Source organism: Sulfuricurvum sp., assembly GCF_049277495.1.
In the GTDB taxonomy this organism is placed as follows: domain Bacteria; phylum Campylobacterota; class Campylobacteria; order Campylobacterales; family Sulfurimonadaceae; genus Sulfuricurvum.
Genome location: NZ_JBASYM010000070.1, coordinates 1 through 19,590, shown reverse-complemented (window position 1 = coordinate 19,590; position 19,590 = coordinate 1). Strand labels below are relative to the sequence as shown.

At 37.5% G+C, this 19,590-nt stretch carries 23 protein-coding genes; 8 read left to right on the top strand and 15 right to left on the bottom strand.

Annotated elements, in window-relative coordinates:
• Window positions 1-196: 196 nt before the first annotated feature.
• Complete coding sequence (locus tag WAO38_RS12500) at window positions 197-517, top strand: hypothetical protein (protein WP_299991268.1); 321 nt, start codon at window positions 197-199, stop codon at window positions 515-517.
• Here WAO38_RS12500 and WAO38_RS12495 read toward each other — a convergent pair.
• The 5 genes from WAO38_RS12495 to WAO38_RS12475 all read right to left on the bottom strand — a co-directional run bounded on the left by WAO38_RS12495 (window position 514) and on the right by WAO38_RS12475 (window position 8,141).
• On the bottom strand, window positions 514-894 hold the full coding sequence (locus WAO38_RS12495) for a hypothetical protein (RefSeq protein ID WP_299991270.1): 381 nt from the start codon (window positions 892-894) through the stop codon (window positions 514-516). The two genes, WAO38_RS12500 and WAO38_RS12495, sit on opposite strands and share 4 nt — an antisense overlap.
• A gap of 246 nt (window positions 895-1,140) precedes the next feature.
• Complete coding sequence (locus tag WAO38_RS12490) at window positions 1,141-2,274, bottom strand: Fic family protein (RefSeq protein WP_299991272.1); 1,134 nt, start codon at window positions 2,272-2,274, stop codon at window positions 1,141-1,143.
• Window positions 2,275-2,404: 130 nt separating this feature from the next.
• Window positions 2,405-4,534, bottom strand: coding sequence for a tyrosine-type recombinase/integrase (locus WAO38_RS12485; protein WP_299991274.1), 2,130 nt, complete (start codon window positions 4,532-4,534; stop codon window positions 2,405-2,407).
• Window positions 4,531-7,032, bottom strand: a complete 2,502-nt coding sequence (locus tag WAO38_RS12480; RefSeq protein ID WP_299991276.1) for a hypothetical protein — start codon at window positions 7,030-7,032, stop codon at window positions 4,531-4,533. The genes WAO38_RS12485 and WAO38_RS12480 overlap by 4 nt, the downstream gene beginning before the upstream one ends.
• Window positions 7,032-8,141 carry a hypothetical protein gene (locus WAO38_RS12475; protein WP_299991279.1) on the bottom strand — a complete coding sequence of 370 codons (1,110 nt, stop codon included), beginning with the start codon at window positions 8,139-8,141 and terminating at the stop codon, window positions 7,032-7,034. The genes WAO38_RS12480 and WAO38_RS12475 overlap by 1 nt, the downstream gene beginning before the upstream one ends.
• 164 nt (window positions 8,142-8,305) lie before the next feature.
• Between WAO38_RS12475 and WAO38_RS12470 the strand changes: the two genes are divergently transcribed.
• Together WAO38_RS12470 and WAO38_RS12465 are read left to right on the top strand one after the other, a co-directional pair.
• On the top strand, window positions 8,306-8,641 hold the full coding sequence (locus WAO38_RS12470) for a transcriptional regulator, XRE family protein (RefSeq protein ID WP_299991282.1): 336 nt from the start codon (window positions 8,306-8,308) through the stop codon (window positions 8,639-8,641).
• Window positions 8,641-9,954, top strand: coding sequence for a type II toxin-antitoxin system HipA family toxin (locus WAO38_RS12465; RefSeq protein WP_299991285.1), 1,314 nt, complete (start codon window positions 8,641-8,643; stop codon window positions 9,952-9,954). Before WAO38_RS12470 ends, WAO38_RS12465 begins: the two co-directional genes overlap by 1 nt.
• 16 nt (window positions 9,955-9,970) lie before the next feature.
• Here the strand turns inward: WAO38_RS12465 and WAO38_RS12460 are convergent, their stop codons facing one another.
• The 8 genes from WAO38_RS12460 to WAO38_RS12425 form a co-directional block, all read right to left on the bottom strand.
• Window positions 9,971-10,384 (bottom strand): hypothetical protein, encoded by a 414-nt coding sequence (locus tag WAO38_RS12460; protein ID WP_299991288.1) that lies wholly within the window; start codon window positions 10,382-10,384, stop codon window positions 9,971-9,973.
• Between the two features lie 214 nt (window positions 10,385-10,598).
• Window positions 10,599-10,844 carry a WGR domain-containing protein gene (locus tag WAO38_RS12455; RefSeq protein ID WP_299991294.1) on the bottom strand — a complete coding sequence of 82 codons (246 nt, stop codon included), beginning with the start codon at window positions 10,842-10,844 and terminating at the stop codon, window positions 10,599-10,601.
• Entirely contained in the window at window positions 10,816-11,178 is a 363-nt protein-coding gene (locus WAO38_RS12450) for a hypothetical protein (protein WP_299991297.1), read from the bottom strand. Before WAO38_RS12450 ends, WAO38_RS12455 begins: the two co-directional genes overlap by 29 nt.
• Window positions 11,159-11,782: a hypothetical protein gene (locus tag WAO38_RS12445; protein ID WP_299991301.1), complete on the bottom strand. Its 624-nt coding sequence runs from the start codon at window positions 11,780-11,782 to the stop codon at window positions 11,159-11,161. The genes WAO38_RS12450 and WAO38_RS12445 overlap by 20 nt, the downstream gene beginning before the upstream one ends.
• 10 nt (window positions 11,783-11,792) lie before the next feature.
• Window positions 11,793-12,500: a hypothetical protein gene (locus tag WAO38_RS12440; RefSeq protein WP_299991304.1), complete on the bottom strand. Its 708-nt coding sequence runs from the start codon at window positions 12,498-12,500 to the stop codon at window positions 11,793-11,795.
• Window positions 12,490-12,819, bottom strand: a complete 330-nt coding sequence (locus WAO38_RS12435; protein WP_299991306.1) for a hypothetical protein — start codon at window positions 12,817-12,819, stop codon at window positions 12,490-12,492. Before WAO38_RS12435 ends, WAO38_RS12440 begins: the two co-directional genes overlap by 11 nt.
• Window positions 12,800-13,276, bottom strand: coding sequence for a hypothetical protein (locus WAO38_RS12430; protein WP_299991309.1), 477 nt, complete (start codon window positions 13,274-13,276; stop codon window positions 12,800-12,802). Before WAO38_RS12430 ends, WAO38_RS12435 begins: the two co-directional genes overlap by 20 nt.
• Window position 13,277: 1 nt before the next feature.
• Window positions 13,278-13,682 (bottom strand): hypothetical protein, encoded by a 405-nt coding sequence (locus tag WAO38_RS12425; protein WP_299991312.1) that lies wholly within the window; start codon window positions 13,680-13,682, stop codon window positions 13,278-13,280.
• A 306-nt stretch (window positions 13,683-13,988) separates the two neighbouring features.
• On the opposite strand from WAO38_RS12425, the gene WAO38_RS12420 reads away from it, so the two are divergent.
• Window positions 13,989-14,228 carry a helix-turn-helix domain-containing protein gene (locus WAO38_RS12420; protein WP_299991314.1) on the top strand — a complete coding sequence of 80 codons (240 nt, stop codon included), beginning with the start codon at window positions 13,989-13,991 and terminating at the stop codon, window positions 14,226-14,228.
• Window positions 14,225-14,503, top strand: a complete 279-nt coding sequence (locus WAO38_RS12415) for a DUF4282 domain-containing protein (protein WP_299991316.1) — start codon at window positions 14,225-14,227, stop codon at window positions 14,501-14,503. Before WAO38_RS12420 ends, WAO38_RS12415 begins: the two co-directional genes overlap by 4 nt.
• Window positions 14,504-15,250: 747 nt before the next feature.
• Here WAO38_RS12415 and WAO38_RS12410 read toward each other — a convergent pair.
• Window positions 15,251-16,132 carry a hypothetical protein gene (locus WAO38_RS12410; protein WP_299991317.1) on the bottom strand — a complete coding sequence of 294 codons (882 nt, stop codon included), beginning with the start codon at window positions 16,130-16,132 and terminating at the stop codon, window positions 15,251-15,253.
• Window positions 16,133-17,356 (bottom strand): DnaB-like helicase N-terminal domain-containing protein, encoded by a 1,224-nt coding sequence (locus tag WAO38_RS12405; protein WP_299991319.1) that lies wholly within the window; start codon window positions 17,354-17,356, stop codon window positions 16,133-16,135.
• Between the two features lie 180 nt (window positions 17,357-17,536).
• On the opposite strand from WAO38_RS12405, the gene WAO38_RS12400 reads away from it, so the two are divergent.
• From WAO38_RS12400 to WAO38_RS12390, 3 genes are all read left to right on the top strand, one after another.
• Window positions 17,537-18,337, top strand: coding sequence for a ParA family protein (locus WAO38_RS12400; RefSeq protein WP_373023372.1), 801 nt, complete (start codon window positions 17,537-17,539; stop codon window positions 18,335-18,337).
• On the top strand, window positions 18,324-19,172 hold the full coding sequence (locus tag WAO38_RS12395; protein WP_299991323.1) for a ParB/RepB/Spo0J family partition protein: 849 nt from the start codon (window positions 18,324-18,326) through the stop codon (window positions 19,170-19,172). Before WAO38_RS12400 ends, WAO38_RS12395 begins: the two co-directional genes overlap by 14 nt.
• 220 nt (window positions 19,173-19,392) lie before the next feature.
• A partial coding sequence (locus WAO38_RS12390; RefSeq protein WP_422237555.1) for a hypothetical protein occupies window positions 19,393-19,590 on the top strand: 198 nt, incomplete at its 3' end.

The following is a 19,590-nucleotide window of genomic DNA, read 5'->3' as shown; positions in this document are numbered from 1 at the left end:
TTAGTATTAATACCAAAACGAAGCCATATTGTGCATCAACATTGCAAGCAATCGCTCCATATGGCTAAAGTGTATTATCTATGTTATATATAAATTTATAGTTTGAATTATGTCATTAATATTGACTATAACCATATTTATAGCTATTATACTTCTACTATAAAGCAGTAAAGTAATACTAAAAGGAATTTATCTCATGAGTAATGAAAAAATAGATCGTAGAGTCGTTTTAGAGAGCAATAGTCTCGAAGAATTGTCAAAAATCGCCAATTCACTTGATTTAGAGAAATCGATCAATGAACGGGAAAGAATGGGTGCGGCGATTGAAAGTTTGCTCGAAATCAAACGCTTGTTCGATAAAGAGTTCATAGAATTGGATCAAACCTCTAAAGAGCGTATCCATACCATGATCGGGTTTGGGGAATACGGATCGAAAGAAGAAGTAGTTACCTCATCAATCGAAAAGTTGTTTGCCGAACATCGGGAAAAAATAATCAAGAAGATTGAAGCACTTTAACAAACCGATGAGATGTAATTTTCTTTGAAGACTAATACATACCCGTTATGCAGATTGATCACCGTTCCATCATGTTCCGGAGTTGCTTCTTTGATACAGATGTAGGCCTTATTGATGATATAGTGACGTGACTCGCGTTTTACAATATGGTCTATCGTAGAGGGATCACTTTCATTTACCTCTATCTCGTAATCGGGAAACATCGATTTAAAAATTCGCGTCACTGTTTTTGGTGAAAGTTCTCGTGACTGCGTGCGATAGAGATTTGGGTTGTCTTGAGGGTAATATCGCAGTTCACCCACTTTCATATTAGCGACAGTGCCCTTCAGATGTTTATCGCCATTAACATAGCCGATTTGTTTGATTTCATAATTCATTTTTTCTGCCTTTATGAATAAACCGTAAGTGTAAAATACTTTATTTAGCCCACTTAAAAAAATGGCATTTTGCAAGATACTCATAAATTGTGAATTCGGATAGTCAATAGCATGGTTTCGTATTGTGATGTAAATATTTTTTCAGAAAAACAGCATGTTTTCCTGAAAATATTGATGTGCTTGATAGATGTAATCTTTCGCATTCTTGGTACTTTAACACATACATCGAAGTAAAAATGGGGTTGTTTACTTTTCTATAACGATCTCATAACGTACATTGCGTCCATTGGTCCCCTCGATCTGTCGAATACATCCGATTTCAAGAAGCTGAGTAATATCTCTAGATGCCGTCGTCGATGCTGTATCGGTGATTGTCATGTATTTCTTTTTACTCAATGAGCCTTGAAAATTCTCAGCACCCATGTCGAGAATTTTATTGAGCACTTTGGTTTGTCGTGGATTAAGACCATACTCTCGATATTTATCCCAAAACGCTGTTTTTTGAACAATGTAGTTCAGCTTCTTTTTCGTATCGATGAGTGCGATATGCAAGGTCGTAAGAAACCATTCACACCACTGGGTGATATCCAAATGGTTTGATTCTTTATGCACATATCCCGTCGTTTTTTCCAACGCATGATAGTATCCGTTACGGTCATTATTGATAGCACTAGACATCGAATAAAGTCTTGAGATGCTCGATCGTTCTATCTTGGATAAAACCAGATCGGTAATCGCACGTCCGATTCTCCCGTTACCATCATCGAACGGATGGATAATGACAAACCACAGATGGGCTATACACGCTTTGATTAAACTGGGCGGCGTGGTATTGAACCATTGCAGATATTTTTCCATCTCATTTTCGAGAATGGATCGTGGAGGTGCTACATAGTAGGTCTTCTCTTTGCCTGCCGCTCCGCCGATGACCTCCATCGGCTCTTCGCCCCTAAAGGTTGCAACATTGATTTTTGATAACCCACTGTATCCTCGTGGAAAAAGAGCGTTATGCCATCCAAACAATCGCTCCAGTGTTAAAGGCTGATCATAATTGGTATTGGCATCGATGAGAATCTCGATGAGATAATCGGTACTCTCATCCCGTTTTGAGGCATCGATACCGGACAGTCCCAGCTTTCGAGCGACAGAGGCTTTGACACTGTCACGGTTAAGAATTTCCCCTTCGATCGCAGAGGTACTGATTGCTTCGCTCATCAGTGCTTCGAGTTGACGCTGAGCGATGTTGTCACTGTCCATTGTTTGGGTCATGGCAATAAGATACCCCTGCCCTAACGACACCTGCTGCATCAATTGCTCAAGTCGGGTTAGATCGTAGGTAAAATGGGGATAAGCTTCTTGCTCCCATATCCAGCGTTTCATACTCTTTATTGCCTTTTAGTCAATCGATTTGATTTAAGTGGATTGAATTATTAAGATAATCATACCATATTTAGTATGATTATAGTTCGTAATCGCCCCTTCTTTTGATCAATAACTGATCTCTATATCTTTAACAGCTAACGAAAGTACTATGCTGAATTGCTTCAAAAAATAAGACTCCTCCATGTACATAAGATTGAACTGTGGTATCAGGTGTTCGGTGCCCTAGCTTATCAGAGAGTTCTAAAAGTTCATACGGGTAAGAACTTCCATTTGGGAAAAAACGTTGACATTGGTATGTTGCAAATGAGTGGCGCAGAGAATGATAAGTACAATAGCGTTTTGTTACAGATTGAATTATCTCATTTATGTACTCAAAACAACTTACATTGATCGATTTGTTCAAAAAACCGTTATACTCGGAAAGTTCAAGAAAAAGAAAATTCGATTTTTTATCCAGCTTTGATCTCATCTCTAAAAATTCAGTAAAAATCTTTAAATGCTGTGGATTCTCAATATCAACATCAATCCTTCTTTTTGAACTGATTGTTTTCAATTTGAATCCTGTCTTTTTGATTCCTTTACTGTTGATATCCAAATGCAGTCTGTTTCCGTAAAGATAAATGTCTTTTAATAGCAATGTTGACACTTCCTTCAAACGGACCCCACAATAAAATCCAAGTAATACTATTACCTTCAATTGGTTCAGATACAGTTTGTGTTGCTTCCCAATTTTTTGAATTTGTTTCCAGGATTTGTATTTTTCCTCGATCTCGTCAATGATGCCATCAATTTCTTTTTTAAATACCAATGATTTTGGATAAAAAGAACTAGCTACATCAATCGTGATACCCTTTTTAGAATAATATTTGAAAAAACGGTTGATCTGTGCCTTTATCTTCTTTACTGATGTACTTTTATATTCTCGATTATCAAGCCGATTGCTAATTCTGAAAACTTCATGCTCTTTTATCGCATAAAAATTTTCAATCATTCCAAATAAATGTTTATTCAACAACCAAATATAATTCTTGGCCGTAGAAAGGCGTATGCGTCTTTTCTGTGTCAAATCAATTAGATAAATCAAATATTCATAAATCATTTCCAAATGCGGTGAATCACTGAATTTTAGTGCTTTATGCAGTTCAAACAAAGCATTTTCGATAAGCTCTTTTGGAGGCATATTGTCTTTATGTCTTAATAGCGCAATAAGGTCATCCAGTTCGTAAATATCAAACGTAATGACCTGCCAGTCCATTTCATCGTCCGGATCAAGCGGAGCCGGTCTTGCCAAGGCAGACTGGATTCGCTTGATTTCATCTTTCATCAGTTCTTGAGACACCGCTCCAGGAAACATCGCATCAATATCTGCTAACGACAACTGCACAGGTGTTACCGTTCCAGTACGAAGAGTTAAAGCAAATGGTGAGCTTAAATACATATAGCGGATTTTGGTAAGCTGCCGAAGTTCACCGATGCTAATATCCTGAATAGAAGATTTAGCCCTGTTAACGTTCACATTATTTTCATATTTATCAATATTTTTAAAAACCGTTTCACCAGTATTGGTAATACGGAAACGCACCTTTTCAAAAAGCCCTGAAACAAATTCATCCAGCAAAACAGTTTTATAAGGCTTAGGACCTCTTGTATCGACACCGGAAGCTAAAAAACTTTCCTCATAAATCACCAATACAACCTTACCTGAAGGAGTAAATACAAGATCTTTCCAGCAGATTTTTTTTAAGACCGAGGATGTGAAGGGTATAATGTGAAACAGCCGCAAATAACCATATATCTGCTGCAAAATATTCGAATCTTCGCGTTCAATTTTACAATAAGTTTCATAAGCATTGATAGCCTTATCAATTTTGTCCAATTTTGAATAGGATTTTGAGAGGAGTGCATTATGATTTGGATTGATTGACACCAATACAAGATTTCTGGGCAAATAAGATACTGATGATTTATGGATCAGTTCAAATTTCTTAAGACGCTTAAATTCACGATAAAGCATTTTGTCATACGTGGTGTGTTCCGCATCTGACTTTGGTTTTAATTGCTGATTGGCGAGATCTATGAATACTTTTAAAAATTGGATATCAAGTTTAAATTGGCCAGAAACTGTTTTGACAGTTTCCTGTTCATTCTTTAGTGCAATAAGCAACAAGCTTTTAAATTGCCCGCTAATGGAAGGGTGTTTGGCTATTTTGGACCTTAAAGTGTCATATGCTATGGAAAAACTATCGGTTGTATTCATAACTTGTCTACTCCATAGATTTGAGCGATATGTTGCAGCATTTCCCTTGTTGCACTGATATATTCACGCAGATTCATGGTTGAAAATATCCCTTCTTGTTCTCCACCGCTTATATAGTGTCCAAGAAGAGCTTCTAGATAGAAACTATTGAAATTATGCTCGATCGCATACTTGGTGATTATGTGTCTGCCAGTATTTAAAGGTACATGAGTAATAAACTTCTGAAGATGTTCAGGAGCTCCATAACTGTCCAAAAAATGAAGTGCTTTTTTTTCGCTGTATGGTTCAAGTTTCTCATCAACGATAAACATCACTTGTGTCACTTCAAATCCGAGGTCTTGTGCTATTTTACGATAACGCTCGATCAAGTTTTCAGCAATATCACATACGGGAATAATACGTGTGCCCGTAGAGATTGTTTCGGCTTTTTCACTGATCCTGATGGTATGCATGGACATAAATTCAAATGAATCAGATTTGGAAAACGTTCTCGTTCCTAAAGTGATCGATAGTGCAAAACGTAGTGCAATCGAATATATATTAAATTCGGCTACAGGACTTATTTGCAATCGTATAAGCCTATTCATATCGTTAAAAAACTGAATGGATTTTTGAATCTCAAGAACCCTGCTGGTACCCGCATATTCTGGCTTTACGGTTATTGAGAGTGCCGGTCTGAACAATTCTGGTGAAATACCTAGTAATTTGCAGACACTTTCATGCAAGTCCAAATCGATGTACATTTTCTCCATCATCTCTGAAAATGTTTCTGATCTTTTGAGCGTGGATGCATAGGCCAATCTTGATTCATCGCAGCTTTGATATTTTCCTACGCAAAACAATACACTCATATCTTCAATGGATTGTTCTCGTCTATATGTCGCAATGATTCTCCAGATATGTTTGAAATTGATTTTTATTTTTTTAGGGAATGTCTTTTGAAGCGATACCATAAAACCGATATATTCATTTGCCCATTTCTGACTTGTCAGTTGTGTAATTTCTTCTTCATCTAAAGCAAGTATCTGACTTTTTTGTCTTGACCAAAACATACGATACAGATGCGGAAGCCTATAGAAAATTTGCTTTTTCCCATTAACTAATAATTTTGAATCTGTTTCTTTCGAAAAGAGCTTAGGATCGATCATGACTTCGATTTCGTTCGTTTTATGATCATATTTAGCGATATTGTTGTTTTGCAAAAAAACACCTGTCACCGTTCTATGATAATCATAACCAGTAATAAGGGAAGTCAAAAATACGGACCTGAAAAAATCTTCCCTGTTAAATGCGTCATCCATTTTATTGCCAAAAACATGTTTGATAAACTCTTTCAAATGCTTTTTTGGAGGCACTTCGTAGTCACTCTTTAGCAATAGTGAGCGCTTGGTAATCTTCGCAGAAAATGCTTTATTTCTGTTGCGCTGCTGTGCAGCGTTAGGGATCGTATCCCGCTCTCCTAATATAGGGTCAGGATAAGCTCTTGTTCGTTTGGTTTCATTGTTTTTTTGTTCTATGGCTTCTTCACGCGTTGAAGGTTCAACCGGAATACTTAGATTTATCGATAAAGATCTGTTAAATGGTTCTACAACAGTATATTGTGATATTTTTTTGGATCTCTTTCCGCCATATCCTTGAGAAGGTTTGTCTTTGTAGATTAGTCCGCGCATTTTTTCGTGATTTTCACGGTAACTCGACATATAATGGCGAAGGTTATTATTAACCCCTTTCTGCCTCGTTTTTCCGGCTTGTGTTTTTCGGCTCGTTCTAAAGTGCCATTCGCCAATGTTATGGGAAATGCTGTCATAGCTGATGTAAAATGAAGATGTGCCTCCATCTTGGATTCTAAAGGAATTGGCCTCAATCAGATCATTTTCAAGAACATTATAAAAATTAAAAAGCCAATCGTTATCATTTTTATTAAAATAGACCTCTTCAAGGTATTCTTTATCGTCTTTGTTGATCAATGTCTCTTTTTTAATATATATCCCCGATAACAATTCAACTCCCCGTGTAACGCCACGGGCAACGTCATGATAAAATTTATCGTCCCTTTTATCAGCAGATTCTACTGATTCCTTTTGTCTGTATGTCAATTGATCGAAATGAAACTGAAACAATATTTTTGCCAGATTTTCCGGCATCTTATATTTCATCTCTTCAAATGAAGCATTTTGTGGCCAATACCAATATAAAGCATAATAAGCCCATGTCAATGGACTGTGTTGTATTACATTTGGAGCATGCTTCATGGTCTGCTGTAAAACGCCCTTATTTTGCTGTTTAACTATGTCAAAATATATTTCTTCCAATAATCGCATAAATAAAGGGGCGGGTCTGTCGATACCGGATAGTTTCAATACTTCATTGATCAGATTCTCATGTTTGTCAATAGCCGATCGGAATACAAAAATTGCTGCATATATCAAATTGCCGAGCAGCTCATCTTTTTGATAATCAAAATATTTGCTAATCTCTATTGGGATATTCTTTTGCATTAAGACTCAAGATATTGACTGATTGGTCTTGATATCAATGTGCCATTTTCGTGCATAAAATTTATATTCTCATCCGCTTTTTGATAGCGCTCAAATAAGTATAAAAATGCCTTGTCATAGTCTTTACTTTCTTTTAAAAAGAAGCCTCCAACTTTATCAGGTTTAAAGTATGGCCTTCTATTCCCTTTAAATTCTGTGTCTTCATGATTGCATTTGAATTCAATACAATTTTTTCCAACGTCAAACGCAATCATATTTTTACTGCTTGGTTTCTTTTTATTTTTGGAATTAGTCATCACCACAAAATGTTTTTTACCACAAATGCAGCATTCATAGCGATACACATTATTATTCATGTCATCTGTCACTAATATGTCTGAAGGCTTTTTAATATATTGAAGTTTTGGATAAACATATTCAAACTGCGGAGGCTTGATTCGCAATAAGGGATAGGTAACATATTTGATAAATTTTTTCATAAAGAGCTGCCCATATTTCTTGGGACTTAAATCTTTCAATACAGCTTCTATTCCTTGATAGTCTATATTTCCAGACGTAATTTTTTTTTCTCGTTCTTCCTGCCAAAAATCAAGAAAAATCAATCTATCTAACCAAGAACTTATTCGGACATCATCATCTACGTCAATGATTACCCATTTTATCTCGATTTTTTTTTGAACATCTTCACTAAGAGATTTTAAATATCTGAGTGTCTCTAGATTCTCCGAATAGTATATATATGTAGAATAATTTATAAATTCAGCAGAATGGTGTGATCCATTTAAACTGCCTTTTTTGGCATAAAAAATGATTGGCTTACTGATTAAAATAGTTATAAATTCAGGACTAATGTTATCAACAAATTTAAATTCTTTGTTTTGTGAATATATAAAATTCAATGAAAAAGTTTTTTGAATTCCTTCGATGACGGTTGATAATTTTTCCGTTCCGGTGACTACCTTCAAGCTTAATCCATATTCAGAAATAAAATATATACTTTTTAAAAATACATATTTTACTTTAGCTATCTTATTTTCGTATAAAGATTGTATTTTACTGCATTTTGTAATAAGTACCATCAAAAACAAGCCCACTAAAATACAGATCACCCTAATCCTCAAATTGATATTCCTCTACTACTTTATATAATACTATTTTTAGTATAAACCACACATGTTTTAAATCTATTTAGATACTTTATTTCTATTTATTTATTATAAAAGCTCTTTTTAGTGCTATAATTACTTTTATATACAATTTTGGGAGGGATTTGATGCGTTTTTCACTGTTAAGCGATGAAGAGATACTCAAAGAACTGGCACATCGCGTCGATCGAAGACGTCGTGAAAAAGAACTCAGCGATGCCGAACTGGTTGTAAAAAGCGGTACCAACCTCGCTACTCTCAAACGCTTCCGTGCTAACAAGGGGACGATATCTCTAACCAGTTTTATCCGAATTCTCAGAGGGTTGGGTGAACTCGATGCACTGAATGCACTTTTGGAATCAACCCAAACATTTAGCCCTGCACAACAAATCGAAAAACCGCTCAAAAAGCGGATCACTAAAAAGAAATCCAAACCCTCCAATTTTGCTTGGGGAGATGAATAATGGCTACACCGATTATTACTGTAACACTTTGGGGAAAGACCATTGGCTATTTGGGTTATGCTCCTGGACAAAATGAAATAGCGACGTTTGAATACGCACCTGATTTTGCAACCTCAGAGATTCAACTCTCACCCTTGGAGATGAAATATCCTCCTATGATACACTCATACCCATCAATCAGTCAGCGAACCTTTCATGGACTGCCCGGAATATTTGCCGATTCGCTTCCTGACAAATTCGGTAACAAGTTAATCGATCGTTTCTTTGCCGACAATGGGTTATCCCCATCCGATATCACCGCACTTGATCGTTTGGCGTACATCGGCAAACGAAGCATGGGTGCGTTCGAATATGAGCCCTCTAGCAACGATGACATGGCTATGAATGGAGGAAGCCTCAACATTCATCATCTTAATGAACTAGCAAATATGGTGTTGCGCGAAAAGAGCGATTTTAATCATAAATTATCCACCGCATCGCATGAAGAGATGTTAGCTCTTATCCGTGTAGGATCGAGCGCCGGAGGGGCAAGATCTAAAGCATTAGTAGCTCAAGACGCACAAGGGAGATTTTATGACGGTACCTTGGATGCAGGTGAGGATAAACGCTATTGGCTTTTGAAGTTTGATTCGGATGATAACAGCGATAAAGATCGCAAAGATCCTAAAGGGATGACTCGAATCGAATACATCTATTCCGTTATAGCCAAAGAATGTGGAATCGATATTCCCTCAACAACCTACATCACCGATAGTGATGATTTTCATTTTATGATCGAGCGGTTTGATCGTGAGATTGTTGATGGCAAGGTACGCAAAAAGCACTATGCTTCCTGGGCAGGCTTGCGACATTTCGATCGAGATCATGTGGGTGTCTACTCGTACGAGCAGTTGGTCATGACCTGTCGAGAACTGGGCTTGGGTCAGAATGAACTCAACGAGCTGTTTCGTCGCGCCATCTTTAACATCATCGGACGTAATCAAGACGATCATGCCAAAAATTTCGGCTTTATGATGGATCGTCGGGGCGTATGGTCACTCTCACCTGCGTTTGATATGACCTATGCGTATGACCCGCTTGGAAAGTGGACCGCACAGCATCAAATTTCACTTTCGGGTAAACGAGATCAATTTGAGCGAAACGATCTTTTGGCTTTTGCATCGAAGTGCAGCATAAGCGCAAAACATGCTAATGAAATGATTGATACCTCTCTGGAGGCTTTTAGTCGTTTTACACAGTTAGCTAAAGAGTATGAAGTGCCGAGTGAACTTTCCAAGCAGGTTGCCGGATCACTCAGAGTTAATAGCTTATAGTTCTTTATCTTCGATTTTATGGGTTATTGACAAGTCGTTCCTCAATAATCCTTGCACACTCCGCATCATCCGCCATCTCAATCGCATAATGCTCGATTGAGAGTTCAATGGCACGTTTAATCTGATACGCTTTTTTTTCATCCCCCGAAAAGGCTTCGATCAGAAGATCAACCGCTGTATGCGGCATCGTAAAACGCCATTGATGCTCGTCGTATGATTCGCCGCAGCGATCTGTATCCTTTGTATGGGAGGTTATAAAATTACCTCTGCGAACATGGCGTATCTGAGGGTCCTCTTCACCCTCGTAAATGCAAAACGGCTCCTCATTTTTGTGGTTGTGCTGTTTTTTTGGCGTCCGCTTATAGCGGATGACGTAGATTATCGCTCCCAGCAGTGCTATGATATTTAGCGCCATCCAAGTATTACTCATTTTCGTATCTCCTTAATTGTTTTGATAAGATTGGTTTTGGGAAAGACTGTCTAAAAAAGATCCAATACCCTTTTGGAAAACTCACATTCGGGATAAAAGATAATGGCAGCGGCCGTAAACGCGATTGTAAATAAAAAAATTGCCACCCCAAATTCTTCTATGCTGTGCACCCCTACCCCAGCAATCAATGCGGGGATAAAAAAGATCAAAGCACTCATCCATTGTTTAATGTGCATCGGTTTGTGTATCCCTTTTTGAGTTTGGCACTTATCAATAACTGCATTGACTCGGCTGCGGCTTCTGCATTGTCATATATCTCGCGAATCACACCGGTTGGTTTGAGTTTTTTGATGGAGCCGTATGTGCGAACGACCATCCACTCTCCAAAAAGATTGGGGATCAATTCAAGGGTGTAATAGCGCACCCTCCCCTTAACGCTTCGTATCATGGTCGTTTTCATAATCGTTCTTCTGCGAAATTGCATCTTTAATGTCACTTGCTTTGGATACATCTTCCATTAAATGACCTCCATTTCTGGATTTTTGGTACGCATCGATCTGCTCTTGAGCAATACCGCTCTCACAATATCCCCGTTTCATATCCTTGTTGTTGAGATATCGCCCGATTAAACCCAATAAACCGATAATGGTCAATATCGCGGCAATGATAGTTGTAGGATTGATCTGTTCATCGAATCCGTAGCTTTGTCCGTATTGATAGATGGCCAGGCCATAAATTTGTACCAGTACCAGCAGTGTCCAATAAATCAGTAATTTAGATATTCTTTTGCTCATGATCTGCCTTCTTCATGTACTCTTCACTTGTCTCATAATAATCTCCCACAAACTCATTCCACTCTTTAAGCTCCGGATCGGTTTTATAGAGTTCCGCCATCTCTTCAGCACCTTTGCGTATTTTTTCTTTGCGCTCTTCACGGGCTTTGGTTTTTGCGAGTCTCTCACTCAGTTGTCGAAACATCCAAGCCATCCAACCAAAGATACCGATCAGCATACTCGTTCCAATAACGATCTGTGTTGACACACTGATGCAATGGGGTTCATCCTGATGGAGAATTTCACATTGATCTTCAAGGATTTCGACCCCTATATTGCCTTTAAAGAGATAGCCCCCTTTGTGCTCCCACCCTTTTGCTGTAGAGATGAGAAGCGGATGAGCAGAATCATCTTTACAGATGATCTCCCCTCCCCTATCAACGTGATTGCCATAAAAATTCAGCCGATCGTGACGACTGCAAATATCATCTCCCCAGACCATAACTAAAAGTAAAAACAGCCCAACAATCGGTACGATCATCTCTTTGAGAAACGTTACGCTCACTCCACCCACTAAGAGTATCAGTCCCATCAATGCCATCATATCCATATCAAAGTGACTCATCTTTTCCCCTTTATGCCGCAATCGGCGCTTTAAAAGTCTTTTTTTCGGCTTCCTCAAACCAGCTCATATCAAACCCGCTCGCTCTGAGCAGTTCGTCGTAGAGTTTTTGCTTATAGCATTGAATATGTCTGAATCGCTCAGATAACAGGCGATGGAGGTTTTGGCTACCGGCAAAGAGCAATAAGGCAATAATCTTCTCATTCACCTCTTTGATGTTTTTGGGATAAGGTTTCATCATCGGAGCCGTACCGCTGATGGCGCATAGGTATCCATAGGTTTCACCCCGTGTGAGCGGCATCAATGCACTCACTAACGCTTCATCGCTAATCTGGGAAGCATGGATGAGAATCTGTTTCGTCCAGTTGGCATTTTTTGCGTGTTTAAGTCGAACGTTGCACGCCAATTTATCCACCTGCTTCAAATAATCGCGTTTCATCCACAGAAACTGTATTTGATCAAACATCTGAGAAAAAAACGCTCCGATACTTTTCGTGTCAATCCCCATGTTGTCATAGACAAAGACGCAGTTGCGGTGATGGTGCGCTATAGCATGCTCTATTGCTTCGATCAGAGCGAACTCTTCTGCCTCAAGTACATTCATAGCGTGGACAAAAACACTATGGCTTTGGTTCGTATAGAGGTTTTTTACCCCTATTCCCACCTCTTTGGTGAGGTGGTCATACGATGCATCACTGAGATATATGACATTATTTTCCATGGGGTGTCTCCTCCTTTTGGGAGTGTTCTGCATGCTTTTCCTCTTCATGCATCGTTTTAAGATCCCGTATACACTGACGGCTTTGCTTTAAAAGGATCCACAGTGTGAGAGACATAGAGATCACCATAAAGAGCAAGCTTGCTGCCAATAGCCATTTCATCGCTATGGCCTGCCCCACTCCCACACTTAAAACTAAATACCCGACACTGATTAGATAAAGTCGTTGACGCCGTTCATGTATGATAATCCGTAGCATCAAGACGCTAAGTCCCCAGTAAAAAAGACTTAGAAAAACGATATTACTCAGCTCTTGCGTCATCTTTTTCCTCCTCAACACCCAGCGTCACCGCCCGCAGAATCATCAACACTCCCATAACAGTGACTAAGACCATCCAATACGGAACGCTTGATGGCTCTGGAAAAGGTTTTTCAATCACCCTACACACTCCAGGATCATTAATGATCACATCCCCTTTCACAAATCCGGTCCCCTCTTCATATTTCCACCCGCTTAAGCGATCGACCCTAACACTCTCCCCTCTCCATAAACCGCATGACAATGCCCTCCCCTCATGAAACTGCTCCATCAAAAAACGCTCCCCTAGGTAATGTGTGTGGTTACTGTAGGCAATAGTAAATACTCCCACAATCACCACCATACCGACAAAAACAAACTCAGCCCCTCTTCCATAGAGGATAAATCCAGCTCCTATGAGCAGCAATATGCTCAACAGCCATACTTCGCCGGTACTGGTAACCAACATTTCAGGATGCATCTCATCGCTCCTCGTAAGTATGAGAGATCACCGCAGAGCGCTCATGGATACGATAATCTTTGTACTGACACAGATAGACACTTCGAATTTCACGTTTCAACACGCCACATACGTTGTACCAGGTAAATCCGAAAAAGCTTTTTTTATGGATTAGCTCTTGGGGGTGAAGACACAAAAGCTTTTCATAATCCAAGCCCATCCCTTTATGCTCAGTGTAGAGGGTCTGCTCTCCTTCAATCTCATATCGCTCTTCTACGGAGTCGTACCGAAGTATCGCATCACGGAAAATTTTATGCTGCTCGTCACATGAGACAAAATAAAAACGCTCTCCCTTAGGGTTGATGAGGATCTCTTTTCTCCCCTCATCAATGAGTAGATCGATATCGCTAAAACATACATGGCTCATGAAATCTCCTTTTTATTTGAGTTAAAATAAACGTACGTTTATTATTTAAGACATTATATACTCATATATAAACAATGTCAACGCTTTATATACTTATATGATTATATTAAATCACTTATTATTACTTATATGTAAATTTATGACATTTTGCAAAGTGGGTAGTCGGAAGTAGTAGTATTTGTATGAAATAAACGTTTGATTAGTAATAGTCTTATTAAATTCACAAATAAGACTTTTTAAGTCATTTAGTAAACATTTGAGGTGATTTAGATAGAATTTTATAAACAGCTATGTATTAGAGAGAAAATGGACAAATACGCTTTTAACGATCTTCTCAAAACCGCCGGTCTCTCCAAGAAAGAGTTTGCCGAAATTCTTGGAACCACCGGCGGAACGATTAGCAACTGGGGTAACGAGGGACGAGAGATCCCTTATTGGGTTGAATCTTGGCTTCATCTCTATATTGAGAACCAACACTGTAAGCAGATCAAAGAGGCAATAAGCAAAAGCGGCGTATGCGATTTAATGGATAAAAAATCCAAGTGAACTTTCTAACCTTTGACACATTTATCTCGATTCCGGTACTGATAGCCTTCTATTATCTGGGAGCATTGATGATCCCTGCCCTGCTTTGGATTAAACGACCATGGGTTATCAAAATAGCCGATGCTCTGATGCGCACATTTCCCATTACAACCTCACGACTGGTTCTGGGGTTCATGATTTTATTTGTCGGGTTTGAGATCATGTGGCGTATGATGTTTGAGATACTTATCGGGTATTTCAAGATGATTGAGTATTTGCAGCATATGGCTTCTTGAGACTTAAAATTACGTCTACTAAAACCCTCTCATCCATCTAGGTACCATTGTGCCCTCCCCTGCTCTCAGTGCATTATCAACTTGAGTAATCAATTTTTCAGAGTTCTTAAAAATCGTTCCGGAGATATGAACGCCGTATTTGATAATAATGTAGGTCATTTAATGGGGGAAATTTATTGGTTTATACTACGTGAATTCTCGATATTTACGTCATTTCACGCTATTTTTATAGCCATTTACATAAAAAATGCAGACCTATAAGTTACCTATTTTCCTTTGTTAGGGTATTTTGCGTAGGTCAAATAATGTACTAACTTTTTTTATGTAGGTCAAATAATGCCAGCAATTCAAAAATGTAGGTCATTTAATGGAATAAAAGCCTTTGATCGTTATTTCCTAACTATTATTAACTAAGTTCTTCTCTGTAAAAGAAATATATGCCATTTAATGATTCAAAATTACTTTTTTCACTTCATAACCAGTTTCTTAACATACACAAATTCATCATATTCTCATAAATACCTGTATTTTCATAAGTATTTATTATTGCTGTGTCGGTCATTTAATGGATAGTGTCGGTCATTTAATGGGATTTAGGGATAAATGTCGGTCATTTAATGGATAGTGTCGGTCATTTAATGGATAAAGTTCCCTATTTTACGGGCTTTGAGTTTTTCCTCTATAGAGTATTATAGATTATATAGAAATCTATAGTAGGGGGGTGAGGCTTTTGTGCCTCCCCTCCCCCTATTTTGAGAGTAAAGACTGAAGAGGAGCAGAAAAAGTGATTTTTGCATCTTCTTGTTTTCGATATAAAATTTTCTTGATCTTTTTTCGTCCAGATTCAGTTACTTCTTCTTCAAGTGCAGAAATACCAAATTTTTCCAATGTGTCTATATTGGATTCAATTTCACGACGAGCAGTTCTTATGGCATTTTCGCTGTCTTGAGGGTAACCTACTGTTGTTAACAGAGCTTTTATTTCCATCTTTGAAGCATCCTTGTGTGTCCAAAAGAAACGGACAATCGCTCTGAGTAATGCGCTTTGAATAGTTAACAACTTATCTAACTCATCGATATAACCGATAGTCAATTGTCCTTCAATGTAATTTCTATATTTCGAAGAGAATACAATTTTAAATTCTCCTGTCTCAGGAATTGCACCATCATCTTCGAGAATTTGAAATGCATAATATTTTTTACTGTGGTCTTCCATTTCTATGGACGTATTACGGATTTCTCGAATCTTTGTCCGTAGCCAAGTATGGTTTGAACCGGCTGTATTTCCGTATCGTTTTAAAACATCCGTTTCATTAAAAAATACAGCAACGCTGCCGCCTTCCAATTCTTCGATATTATTAGCAGATGCAAAAATACAGTCTAGTAGATCTCTGTGAACTTGCGTTAAAATATTACCTGTAACAAGAACTTTACCCCACGATGTACTAATTGCACGAGAGCGTTTGTTTTTAATAAAATTTTTGTAAATAAGACTTGTAGAAGAAACTTTTTCAATGGGTGCCCATAGTCCGGTTCTAAGTTCTGAAACAGAAACGTTAGATCGTTCCATTTTTGAAATAATATCAATCTCAAATTTACTTTGATTCGGGGAATCTTTTCTTTTTGCCATCTAATCTCCAATAAATACTGAATTGAATCGTTCCGAACGACCGAGAGTAGTTGAGTTATCTTGATTAGGGAAAATTTGTCGTTCAACTTCGCTTGATTTTAAAATTGCACCAGCATTATAATTATCTTTTGCTAGACGAACAAGTCGCATATGTAATTTTGATTCATCTATCTCTTTCTCTTTGTTTCTTATGCGATCAACTTCATAATGAAGGCGTGCTGCATCAACTATAGCCCCTGCTCCACGAGAGCCAGCAGTTCCTTTTGTTGAATGATGAATAAAGATAATAGTTTTCTCGTTTTTTCCTGCATATTCAGTAAATAGCTGCATGAAAAATCGAGCATGTCCATTATTATTTTCATCACCTCCAAAAAAAGCAATAAGTGGATCAAGAATAATTAAATCGTAAGGGTCAAAAACTTTTTTCATATCATGCCAAATAGGATCCGTTGTTACTTTATTTCCAATGATATTTAGTAAATGTGGAGTTGCGTCATCTGCAATATCTATTTTAAGATTTGGCACAGAATTGTCAAGTACTCCTGATAAAATTTTATTTAAACGTGATTTTGAAAGAGACTTTGGATCTTCTGAAAGCCATAAGAATGCCTTAGATGATTTATTTTGAATACAAAAACGTGCGGCAATTTGTAATACGGTCCAAGTTTTTCCAGATCCCCCAGGTGCAGTAACTAATGAAACAGTGTTTCGAGGAATAGGAAGCCAATCTTTTAGAATGAATTCAACTTCTTTTTCTTCAATTTCCTCATGATTTGTAGGATGTGGTAATCGTCGATCTATACTCATTCCCTCTTCAAGTGCTACAATTAATTCTTTGGCCGCATTTATTGGATCTTCTGCTTGGGCAGCTTTTTTAAATTGTGTTGATAATCCCAAAAGAGTTCTTCTATCTTTATATTTTGCAAGTTCTTGGATATAAGGAGTAATGTTAGCTATCGGGTTGGCAGTTAGAACTTCAACCATTATTCTTTCATCAAATTGCCCAATTCGATTTAGTTCAGATCTCAAAAATTCTTCATCAATAGGTTTATCCATTGCAGTTAAATTGATCATAGCAGTATAAATATTTTGATGGGCAACAAGATAAAAATGGTCACGTGAAAGTTGATTCGATATATATGTAAAATCACTAGGATTAAAAATAATAGAAGACAATATAGATCTTTCAAATGGAATATTGTAGATCTCTAACTCGTCATTCATGATTTCCCCTATTTACCTATATTCACTTGATTGTATTATATCCAAAATTGCTACATTGAAATATGTTCAGTGTTTCCCGGGGAAACAGTTGAATAAGCATAAATTGATTACGTACTTTTTGAAAATATAAATTAATAAGTAAAGAAACATCATATGAAATATTAGGTGACTACTAAAAATATGAAAAAATATTGGTATAATCATTTTGAGAAATCTAAGATGCTATATTTTTTTAGAAAACTTTATGAGTTTCCCCGGGAAACACTTAAAAAAGGACATATATTTATGAGGTCAAACATAATCACATTGGCTCATCAAAAAGGCGGTACAGGAAAATCAACATTGGCATGGAATGTTGCTATAGAACTCGGACTGAACTATAAAAAGTATGGATTTAAAGACTTTGTATTTGTAGATCTAGACAATCAAGAATCTGTAACCATGACAAATAGACTCAGAATGCAATATGGACAACAACCGCTTTATATAACACGTTTTACGGATCGAGAGGGCGAACAATTTCGTGATTTTATAAATGAAATAGACGATGAGACTTTAGTGGTCATAGATTCTGGTGGGTACGATGCAGACTTAAACCGTCTTGCTATCATAGCAAGCGATTATGTTATTACCCCTGTGTCATCTGATTATATGGAGATATTTGGACTTCAAAAATTTAAAAATATTTTAGCGGAACTTTCAGCGTTAAAAGGGGAGGGCGAAACTGTAAAAGTGAATGTCCTTTTAAATAAAATTGATCCAAAAGCTAAATCATTTGATGACATAGAAGAATTTATTAGAGAGACAAAATATTTTAATTTGATGGAAACTGTAATAAGGTTTCGATCGGATTTCAAGCATTCAATTGGATATGGTTTTAGTGTTGCAGAATTGGATAAAAATAGTAAAGCTACCGCCGAGGTGAAAATGCTTATTAAAGAAATTGAAACGAAAGCAGGGCTGATAAATGGCAAAGCGTAATAGAATAACAGCAGAACTATCCCAAACGATAGCGGAATCTGCACCACTTGTGAAAATGGTACCTAAGCAAATCACTATTGATGGATCAGAAACACACGCTGATATAGAAATTTCTAAATTGGATCATAACCCGTTTCAACCTCGTATAGAAATGGATTCAAATGAACTCTCTGAATTGGTTCAGTCCATCGAAAAAAATGGACTTTTGCAACCAATTTTGGTTACATCTAATCAGAATGGCAAATATACGATTTTGGCAGGACATAGGCGTGCAGAAGCATTTAAAATATTAGGAAAAGAAAAAATACCTTGTATGCTGAAAAACGATGTTTCAAGACAAGATATGGCTGTTTTTGCAATAGCAGAAAATGCTGTTCGCGTAGATTTAAATCCTATTGAATTTGCAATTTCTATGCAACATCTACTTGATGAAGGTGTTGTGGAAAGCCAAAATAAGTTAGCAGAACATATAGGATTGTCAAAGGGGCATGTTTCAAAAATAATGGGTATTTTGAAATTACCATCAAATATTATAAAAATGGTCAAAGAAGATAATTACAATATCGTTTATATTCTGTCTATTTTAAATAAAGTGGCTCCAGATAAAATTAAATCAGCCTATGAAGAAATAAAGTCTTTAGGTAGAGATGATGCTGAAAGTGTTTTAAAAACAAAATATTTGAGTAAAGGTAAGGACACAGCTGCTTTACCAATTTTTAAAGCCAAACAGACAAAAGATAAAATCAAAATTGATATTAATATCGCTGGCATGAATGAAGCCAAGCTAGTGAAGTTGAATGATGCTATTAAAAAAATGATTGCAGAATTTGAATAAAGAGGGGGTTTTACAACTTCCATGAGAGTCTCAACGGTTATGAAAGAGAGTATCGCCTTTATCTACGATCATGTCCTCCTTGAAGAGAGGGAACACCCTTTGCTAGAACGTTACGCATGATACGATTACTCAAAAAGCTGTTTGGCAGACGCAGTAAATCTTACAAAGAATACCACATCACCAACCTCGCATTTGGATGCATAGAGTAGGGGAGGGGGCAATGGCTACAATCGATGAATTTCGAGAGGAAGTGATTGAAACACTGTGCGAACTCGCTGGATGCAGTGAAGACGATGCCCAAGCCATAGCAGAGGAAAAACACTCCGATATCGAATACGGCCATAAATACCGTCTCAGCCCAGCCATTATCGCGGGGTCTATTTTGGGAATAAACGATTGCTGTGTCCCAAACCAACCC